We start from the raw sequence: 9133 nt of genomic DNA, 5'->3' as shown, positions 1-9133 counted from the left end.
AAAACGCTTATCCAAAAATATAGCTATTATCCAGCTGTGATTTGGCATTTGGCTTGTTTAGCATTGACAGGTCAAATTGATGTCCTAAAATCCTATCAAGATTCTATCGCAGAGGATAAGATTCCTGAGCATTTGCAAAATCTTGATGAAGAACTGGAGGGGTATGTTAATCACGCCGTTCAATTTGCTGAAGAGCATCTGAAAATCCTTAATGAGCGAAAAGCCATAAATGATCGTCTTAGTTTGCAAGATTTGTCTTTTCTTAATACAGTTTCGGAAGATTTAAAAAGGATGGGGTGGGCAGTTTATCGAGATAAAAACTACGAGCGCAATGCTTATTTTATAAGCAAAGACCGTATCATTAATGTAGTGTACAGCCTTGATAAAAAAGGAAAAACGCCGATTGTTGCATTCAAGACTTCGCTTTCAACACTTGGCTTTTCTACTGCTCATCGTGATATGTTTCCTAGATTGCCCCAATATATAGCTCTCAAAGAGGCAGAAGAAGTTTATACGTTTTCTGGTGCTGAATTGGACGAGGGCAAACTGAGAGAGATCTGTGCGGATATTCTTGAGTGGGCAGATCGGCAAAATACCAGCCAAATCATCTATGATTATGCTGCTTTGTCAACGGATAGTGAATCTTTCCCCGCAGAATGTCACCTTATAGCACTTATTTTGACTGGTAATGTCAAAAAGCTCAAATTTTATAAAGAGAGTTTTCAAAGAAAAAATCGTCTAGGCTTTGTAGGCACTATCACAAAATATGATATTGACAATGCTCTTACTCTTGCACGGGGTTATCGAGCGGGTTTTCCAAAAAATGCTCCGATTTTGTCCCTTGATCTCCAAACAACATCTATTGCTTCCAAAACTGTTGCTGTTGAGGCGATAGAGGAGGTAGATGAACCGGATGATAAAGATGCTCCTTTGACTATGGAAAGTGCCACAGCTCTTTTAAAAAGTTTAGGCTGGTCGACTAAAAAAATCGATGGGGATGATTATATAGCAAGCTATCAATTGGCTGATCGTGAAGTAGATATTCTTTATAACGATAAAATTGCTAAAGATTGCCCGCAATTTGATAGCGCCTTTTTGATTAGCACGGGCATTCTTTCCATCGCTTGTAAATTCATTGATCCTACCAACATGCAAGATTTCTCAGATTTAGAACTTAATTTTGAAGCAAAGGGATTGGAAATCTTTGAACCAGAAGTCACTGCGGATCGCTTAAAGCAAGCGCTTGATGATGCGCTAGAATGGGCAGTCAAAGAGATTGATCTTTCTGAAAGACTTCGCTGTGATTATGGCGCTGCTCCTTGGCAACAGGATGCAAAGTCCAAAACAGATAATAAGGATTATGCTTTGCCTCATATTGGCGTTCTTGCTTTGTTGGGCGATGTTGAGACCTTACAATCTTATCAGAAAAGCTTTACGGCAGGTGATCATCTAGGTTTTGACGAGAGCATCAGCCAAACCCACCTAGAACGTGCATTAGCTTTAGCCAAAAAAGCAGCGAAAACCAAGCAACTGAGCTACGCTTTGATTGAACAGGTGGCAAAAGATTTTGGTAATCACTCAGAGCTTTCTAGCGAGGAATAACCTCCTTCTTGGAAGGAGAGTTTGTTAAGTTTATTTAAAACAAAGAATACATTGATTATTTTGAAAAAATCGAAGGGGCTTATGAATCATGAAATTGATAAAGAAAAAAATTATGGGAGCAGCTCAGCCTGTGGACTTTAAAGGTAAAAAAGTTTATCAGGAAGATGAGCTGTTTGAGCCTGAAACAGTTTCTTCTTGGAAAGAAAAAGGACAGATAGTAACAGGTACAAATGTGGAAAGAATGGTATCAGGAAGAGCTCCTATTGGAGTCGATTGTAGGCCTATTATGTTATATCCTATGACACAAGAAGGTCCTATGGCTGAGGTTCTCTACTCATTTTATCAAGACAAGAGTTTTGTTGCTCCTATGAAGCCAAAGACAAATTTTATCAGAAAAGTTATTTGTTGGATTTCAAAAAAAATTTCTAAGTAGGAAAAAAAGAAAAAGTAATTATTGCAAATATTGAAATAATGCCACTAAAAGGTGCTCTCTAAGCTTTAATGATCATCCCCTTTAATTCCATCATATATTGTAAATGCGAGATGATTTTACAGAGACAGATGAGAAAAGAGCTCCTTCAAGAACATATCTCTTATGATTTTATCAATCTCATTCCAATTCTATTGGCTATAGTAGAGAAATATTGATCAGTAGAAACACTCATTATGAGTAAAAACACACTGTGACTTATGGAGAAAAATTTATGAAAAATTATACTTTATTAGATGTTGCACAATATGTTGATATGCATAGTCATGTTATTAATTTTGGTACTCAAGATAATGCACCTGATGATGTACGGATTAAAACAGCTGAGAACACTCTCGATTTACAATTTACCTCTTCCTATAAGGGGTGTGGAATTTCCTCTATGGAAAACGACATACACTGGCACCATAAAGTTCTAAAAGATGAGAAATATAATATTGCTTTCAATGAAATTCAGACAAAAATTTAATTATTGGGAGGATGCGTGTGAATATTCTTCATCAAGAAACACAAACTGCCGTGAAATTTTCAAACCTCGAAATTTTGATAAGACTCTTACAAAAGTAGTGCAATTTGATAAAGACATTGTTGTTTTAACAGCTGATTCACGAATATCTGAGAAAATTGACTAATTCGCAAAGCTCTATCCAGAGCATATTGTAGAAGTTGGAGTTGCCGAACAAAATTTGATAGGTATTGCGGCGGATCTTGCCTCGTGTGGAAAAAAATTGTGGTTTCACAGGCTTGTTTTTTGACAACGTGTGCACTTGAACAAATAAAGGTAGATGTCGCTTATTGCGAAAATTCTGTCCGATTGATTGGTATTAGTGCTGGTATTAGCTATGGACCACTCGTGGCAACACATCATGTCATTTCCGATTTTGCTTCACTTCGTGCTATTCCTAACATGCGCATCATTGCTCCTGCGGATATAAAGAAACAGAGGCTGCAATTCTCCGCCTGTTTATATACGTTTAGGAAAGCACGCAGTTCCAAATATTCACAAAGATTCTTCAAAAATAGATATCAATAAAGCTTCTGTTATAAAAAAGGGAAAAGATATTCTCTTGCTTGCCACTAGTGAGACTGTTCAAATTGGTCGCGATGCTGCTGAAAACTCCAAAAATATGAAGTTATATCAACAGTTGTAAGTGTATCAATAATTAGGACTTTAGATGATGTATCTGTGCTAGAACTATCCAAATCTCATAGATTTGTTGTTATCTGTGAAGAGCATAGCACGAATGGAAGGCTTGGAGATGCAATTGCAAGATTATTCATGAAACATAGCATTGCATATAAATTTGTATCGCTAGGAATACCGGATAAGCCAATTTGTAATGAAAGCCAATTGGATGTTTTAGAAAATTATGGTATAAACCGAGACGGTATCACAAAAGCTGTATTGGCAATGAAATAATATATTACAAACATTAAACCACATCGGAATGTATTCATTAGCTAAAAACAGCATAAATTATCAAGGATGCGAAAAGAAAACAAGGACATATAAGCACGTTCAATCGTACTTTTCCTCCTTACAATGAAACAAGGTTTTCTTTTTCCAACGATGGTACAGTGAATTTTTATTACTCAAAAGCACCTTTATTGGCTAAACTATCGCGTGTAATCTCTTTAATCGCATGCGCACCAGTCAATGTCATAGCTACGCGCATTTCATTTGCAAAAAGATCAAGGAGATGAATGACACCTTTTTCACCCGCGGCTGCAAGTGCATAAACAAAAGCGCGGCCAATCATAACGGCATCCGCACCTTGTGCTATCATGCGTACAACATCAAGACCAGAACGAACACCAGAATCCACTAAAATGGACAAATCACCTTTTACAGCATCTGCAATTGCTGGCAAAGCTCGTGCAGTTGACAAGACGCCATCAAGTTGACGTCCACCATGATTAGAAACAACGAGACCATCCGCACCAAATCGCACTGCTTCACGTGCGTCTTCTGGATCCAGTATACCTTTCAAAATCATTTTTCCCTTCCAAAAATCCCGAATCCATTGCAGGTCAGACCAACCAATAGATGGATCAAAATTTTCACCAAGCCAACCAACATAATCATCTAATGCAATTTTCTTTTTGAGATAAGTGGAAACATTGCCAAGATCATGTGGACGTCCTATAATACCGACATTCCAAGCCCAATGTGGATGGGTAAAAGCTTGTAAAATCCGGCGTAACCCCGCATAAGGCCCTGACATTCCTGAATGTGCATCACGATAACGCGCACCAGGAACCGGCATATCAACTGTAAAAACTAATGTGCGCACACCAGATGCCCAAGCCCTCTCTAATGCATCACGCATAAAGCCACGATCTTTAAGAACATAAAGTTGAAACCAAAATGCACTTCCAACCGCTTCTTGCACTTCTGCGATGGGGCAAACTGAAACCGAGGATAGTGTAAAAGGAATGCCTTTTGCAACAGCTGCACGTGCGGTTTGTACCTCACCACGCCGTGCATACATGCCTGTTAATCCAACAGGTGCAAGTATAATTGGCAAATCAAGTGTTTGATCAAAAAGCTTGGTTGAAAGATCAACTTCACCAACTTCTCTCAAAATCCTTTGACGTAAGGCAAGTGCTTGAAGATCTGTATTATTACGCCGCAACGTTTCTTCAGCATAAGCTCCACCATCGATATAGTGAAAAAGAAAAGGGGGAAGACGATGTTTTGCTGCTTTGCGATAATCAAGAGTTGAGGAAATAATCATGAATAGTACCATTTTTTTGAATAAAAAGCGAAAATACCCTAAAACTAATCAACCCCAACCCGCACATGTCTATGAGGCATCTCAATAAAACACGCCTTTCGATAAAGGTAGGCAACAAAGATTGCAACTCAAAAAAATGAATAGATGAAAACAACGCCTTTATTTCCCTTTTTTAATTTAGAATCTCATAGTATCTACAATCAGTGGTATATACAGACATACGTTGTTAATTATTTATCTCAAGAACTGAAACGCTACCCTCTGTATAACCAAGAGTTCTCAAAGAGATATCGCTTCAATTACTTATTGCAATTTTAAAGAAATTCCCCCAAAATGCCTCGCACTATAGCCTATAAAAGTATATAGTCACCCATCGAGTATAGACCACCCCATAAAGACAAAAAAGCTGTTAATAGAACTAAAAATCAAGTCATTGAATATAATGTAACCAAAACTTAGCTAAGTTTCCTTTTCATCAAAATTTATCAAAATGTGCGTTCATAATTTACATAGGGCATTTAAACTCTGAATGTTAGTACGTACTAACAAAAAACTCTCTTATTTGGTTAAGTAATTTTCTAGTCATATTACATCAACTAATCATATACAAAGGACGTAATTTAATAAAATCAATATGTGCTCTCAACGAATACACTTTCCAAGTGTACTTTATTGAAATCCATATTTTCAAACTCATTTAAAATGCTTAGATAACTTTAATTCCTGCGCTTGGTAATGTGAGCCAGAATCACGTCCATAAAGTGCTAACGGTCGGTTAAGCATGTTTTCGTAGATTAAACGGCCAATAATTTGGCCATGCTCCAAAATAAATGGAATTTCACGGCTGCGCACTTCTAAAACCGCTTTCGCTCCTTTCCCACCTGCTTCCATATGCCCAAATCCTGGGTCAAAAAAACCTGCATAATGCACCCTAAACTCACCAACCAAGGGATCAAAGGGGGTCATTTCAGCGGCATAAAGCGGCGGAACATGGACAGCCTCTCGCGAGACTAAAATATAAAACTCATCAGGATCAAGAATCAGTTCCCTTTGACCACGGTCAAAAAGAGGTTCCCAAAAATCTAGGACTTGAGCAACAGCGCGTTTATCAATATCAATAACACTTGTATGGCGTTTAGCGCGATAGCCAACAAGCCCGTTTTTGTCTCCCTTCAAACTAATGGAAAGTCCAATACCATCTTCGCTAATATTGGGTAGATCATCCGATATCAGTGTTTCATCTCTATGCAAAGCATGCAGCTCAATTTCATTTAAATAACTGTATCCTTTGCGAAATCGAAGCTGAGATAAACGTGAACCAGTACGTACCAAAATTGGAAATGTCCGTGGACTAATTTCAAGATAAAGTGGACCATAATAACCTGCACAAATTTTGTCAAATTCCTGAGCATTATCAGTAATCACACGCGTAAAAATATCTAATCGTCCCGTAGAACTTTTAGGATTGGCAACTGCTGATAAGTTTTCCGGTAAAGCTAAATTTTCCAAAAGAGGAACAATATAAACACAACCTGTTTCCAAGACTGCCCCATGTCGCAAATCAAATTCGTGCAACTTTAACCGTTCGAGTTTATCTAAAACTTTTACATCAAGCCCCGGCATAAAGGAAGCCCGTACACGATAAGCTTTGTCTCCTAAACGAAGATCAAGACTTGCCGGTTGTATTTGGGTTGCATCAAATGGCCAAAGAGCTTTGAGAACGTCATTATCAATCAAAGCTTGTATATCATTATCTGCAAGAATACCTCTTATACGCGCCATACGTTTTGCTTTCCATTTCTACCTCATTTCTTTTTGGCTCAGAAGATTGATTGGTGCAAGCTATTTTAAGGTGATAAAAACTACTCCTCTCTAATTTTTCCAATCAATTTTCTATTTTTTCTATTATAGTTAATCATAGAATGCCACAAATAATGAAACAGCACTTGTACAACATTATTTGAAAGTAAATAAGAAGAATATCTCATACATACTCCCATTCTTGAATGTTACACAAATAATGTTATCATAATTTAAAACTCTTATAAAATCCGCAGGAATCTTGTTATAATTTATGATGATCATACGCCATCTCAGCGAAAATATTATTAATCAAATTGCTGCCGGCGAAGTTATTGAACGTCCGGCGAATGTTGTCAAAGAGCTTGTTGAAAATGCTATTGACGCTGGAGCAACTCGAATTGAAATTGTTACAGCAAACGGTGGGAAAAATTTTATAAAGGTGAGTGATAATGGTTGTGGTATTCCGGCAGACCAGTTAACTTTAGCCGTTTCTCGTCATTGTACCTCGAAAATTACCAATGACGTGCACAATATTTGCTTCTTAGGGTTTAGAGGAGAAGCCTTGCCCTCTATTGGTTCTGTTGCTAAACTTAAATTAACTTCACGAACGCAAGATGCTGATAGTGCTAGTGAAATTATTGTTAAAGCAGGAAAAATTGTTGGACCAAAACCGGCGGCTGCAAATCTTGGAACGATCGTTGAAGTTCGTGATCTCTTCTTTGTCACTCCAGCACGGCTAAAATTTATGAAAACTGATCGGGCTGAAACGAATGCCATTACCGATATGATTAAACGAATTGCTATTGCATTTCCGCATATCCGCTTTTCTCTTTCAGGATCAGACAGAACTTCTATGGAATTACCTGCTACGGAAAAGAGCACCAAAGGGCAATTACAACGTATTACACAAATTATGGGTAAAGAATTTGCTCCCAACAGTATCGCACTTAATGCTGAACGCGAATCAGTCCGTTTGACAGGGTTTACTTGTTTGCCATCCTTCAACCGTAGTAATAGCCTTCATCAATTTGCTTATGTTAATGGGCGCCCAGTGCGTGATAAATTCCTCTGGGGTGCGATTCGAGGAGCTTATGCTGATGTCATGACGCGGGATCGTTATCCTGTCTCCATTCTTTTTATTGATCTACCACCCGCTGATGTAGATGTTAACGTGCATCCAACTAAAGCTGATGTAAGGTTTCGTGATTCAGGGTTAATTCGCGGTTTAATCGTTGGAGCAATTCGTGAAGCGTTACATCAAACAGGTGTTCGTTCTACTTCAACGTGTTCTGAAGCAATGTTGGCTGCATTTCAGACGCAACAGCTATTGGGAAACTTTAAGAGTACTCAACAGACTCCTTCTTACAGCTCACACTCTCACCATTTTGCATCCGCATCAATGATTCATAAACCATTGGATATTACCAGCTCTTTTGGTTTAAAAGAGGATGCTATTCCTCTTATGGAAGGCTTAGATACACCAAGTGGTGATGTCTACATTCCAAACACTATAGCTTCACCAGAAGAATTATCTTATCCCCTAGGGGCTGCTAGAGCACAAATCCATAAAAACTACATTATTGCTCAAACCCAAGATAGTTTGGTTATTGTCGATCAGCATGCTGCTCACGAACGATTGGTTTATGAAGCACTCAAGAATGCGCTTTATTCCAAACCGCTTCCTTCACAATTGCTCCTTATTCCTGAAATTGTAGAACTCTCTGAAGAAGATGCAACATGTCTCTTAACGCATAAAGATGCTTTGCAGAAATTTGGTTTAGGCATAGAGCCATTTGGACCTGGTGCAATTGTTGTGCGTGAAACACCCTCCATGTTAGGAGAGATCAACGTACAAGCCCTCATTAAGGATCTTGCAGATGAAGCTGCAGAATATGATACGACAGACAATTTAAAAGCAGCCCTTGATTATGTTGCAGCAACAATGGCTTGTCATGGCTCAATACGGTCAGGGCGCTTTTTACGTCCCGAGGAAATGAATGCACTGTTACGACAAATAGAAGCAACACCCAATACAGGAACGTGTAATCACGGTCGTCCTACTTATATTGAACTCAAATTGGCTGATATAGAGAGACTTTTTGGTAGAAAATAAGTTACCACTCATTGTTTTAGAAAAAATATTTTTTTAATTTACTCTCGACTTTATAAGGTATTTTATGGCACTTTACTCGAATTCTCTCTCATACAAACAAGAAGGGATTATGAAGAATGTTTTCTAGTAATGAACGCGAAGCAAAAATTCATTATTCCAATAATGGGTATAAAATTATAGAATATGGAACTTACACTATCTGTGCCGTTAGCGGGCAAAAAATCCCGATAGACGATTTAAAATATTGGAATCATCACCGCCAAGAAGCATATGCTAGTTGTGAGATTTCTTATCATCGCGAACTTGAATGCAATCCATATCTCAGTCAATTGTTAAAAGCACAAAAATAATTGATTAGAAACAATAAAGCCGGAGGGCTATTTTCAA

The 9133-nt window shown here is 38.1% G+C and carries 7 protein-coding genes and 2 pseudogenes; 7 read left to right on the top strand and 2 right to left on the bottom strand.

Going from position 1 to position 9133, the window contains the following annotated elements; all coding sequences use genetic code 11:
* From MCO_RS09140 to MCO_RS11420, 5 genes and pseudogenes are all read left to right on the top strand, one after another.
* Positions 1 to 1602 (top strand): annotated as a pseudogene (locus MCO_RS09140) (hypothetical protein); the annotation flags it as partial.
* 88 nt (positions 1603 to 1690) lie between these two features.
* Positions 1691 to 2035, top strand: a complete 345-nt coding sequence (locus MCO_RS09135; RefSeq protein WP_007554091.1) for an HNH/ENDO VII family nuclease — start codon at positions 1691 to 1693, stop codon at positions 2033 to 2035.
* A 271-nt stretch (positions 2036 to 2306) separates the two neighbouring features.
* A pseudogene (locus tag MCO_RS10690) lies at positions 2307 to 2456 on the top strand (SMI1/KNR4 family protein); the annotation flags it as partial.
* A 387-nt stretch (positions 2457 to 2843) separates the two neighbouring features.
* Positions 2844 to 3125, top strand: coding sequence for a hypothetical protein (locus tag MCO_RS11425; protein WP_245256870.1), 282 nt, complete (start codon positions 2844 to 2846; stop codon positions 3123 to 3125).
* 102 nt (positions 3126 to 3227) lie between these two features.
* Positions 3228 to 3512, top strand: coding sequence for a transketolase C-terminal domain-containing protein (locus MCO_RS11420; protein ID WP_371137044.1), 285 nt, complete (start codon positions 3228 to 3230; stop codon positions 3510 to 3512).
* A gap of 169 nt (positions 3513 to 3681) precedes the next feature.
* Here MCO_RS11420 and lldD read toward each other — a convergent pair whose 3' ends face one another.
* Together lldD and MCO_RS09115 are read right to left on the bottom strand one after the other, a co-directional pair.
* Positions 3682 to 4830 carry an FMN-dependent L-lactate dehydrogenase LldD gene (gene lldD / locus MCO_RS09120; RefSeq protein WP_007554087.1) on the bottom strand — a complete coding sequence of 383 codons (1149 nt, stop codon included), beginning with the start codon at positions 4828 to 4830 and terminating at the stop codon, positions 3682 to 3684.
* 693 nt (positions 4831 to 5523) lie between these two features.
* Positions 5524 to 6612 carry a 2'-deoxycytidine 5'-triphosphate deaminase gene (locus MCO_RS09115; RefSeq protein WP_007554085.1) on the bottom strand — a complete coding sequence of 363 codons (1089 nt, stop codon included), beginning with the start codon at positions 6610 to 6612 and terminating at the stop codon, positions 5524 to 5526.
* A gap of 295 nt (positions 6613 to 6907) precedes the next feature.
* Between MCO_RS09115 and mutL the strand changes: the two genes are divergently transcribed.
* Both mutL and MCO_RS09105 read left to right on the top strand, forming a co-directional pair.
* Complete coding sequence (mutL, locus tag MCO_RS09110) at positions 6908 to 8746, top strand: DNA mismatch repair endonuclease MutL (RefSeq protein ID WP_040299170.1); 1839 nt, start codon at positions 6908 to 6910, stop codon at positions 8744 to 8746.
* A gap of 116 nt (positions 8747 to 8862) precedes the next feature.
* On the top strand, positions 8863 to 9096 hold the full coding sequence (locus MCO_RS09105) for a DUF2093 domain-containing protein (RefSeq protein ID WP_007554080.1): 234 nt from the start codon (positions 8863 to 8865) through the stop codon (positions 9094 to 9096).
* Positions 9097 to 9133 lie beyond the last annotated feature (37 nt).

This window comes from Bartonella sp. DB5-6, assembly GCF_000278115.1.
GTDB lineage: Bacteria > Pseudomonadota > Alphaproteobacteria > Rhizobiales > Rhizobiaceae > Bartonella > Bartonella refiksaydamii.
Note: the sequence above shows the minus strand (reverse complement) of the source record. Positions and strands in the feature narration are given on the sequence as shown.

Excerpts from the sequence above, each read along its gene's own strand:
- MCO_RS09135 (WP_007554091.1), top strand. The coding sequence starts at position 1,691 with ATGAAATTGATAAAGAAAAAAATTATGGGAGCAGCTCAGCCTGTGGAC.
- lldD (WP_007554087.1), bottom strand. The coding sequence starts at position 4,830 with ATGATTATTTCCTCAACTCTTGATTATCGCAAAGCAGCAAAACATCGT.
- MCO_RS09115 (WP_007554085.1), bottom strand. The coding sequence starts at position 6,612 with ATGGCGCGTATAAGAGGTATTCTTGCAGATAATGATATACAAGCTTTG.
- mutL (WP_040299170.1), top strand. The coding sequence starts at position 6,908 with ATGATCATACGCCATCTCAGCGAAAATATTATTAATCAAATTGCTGCC.
- MCO_RS09105 (WP_007554080.1), top strand. The coding sequence starts at position 8,863 with ATGTTTTCTAGTAATGAACGCGAAGCAAAAATTCATTATTCCAATAAT.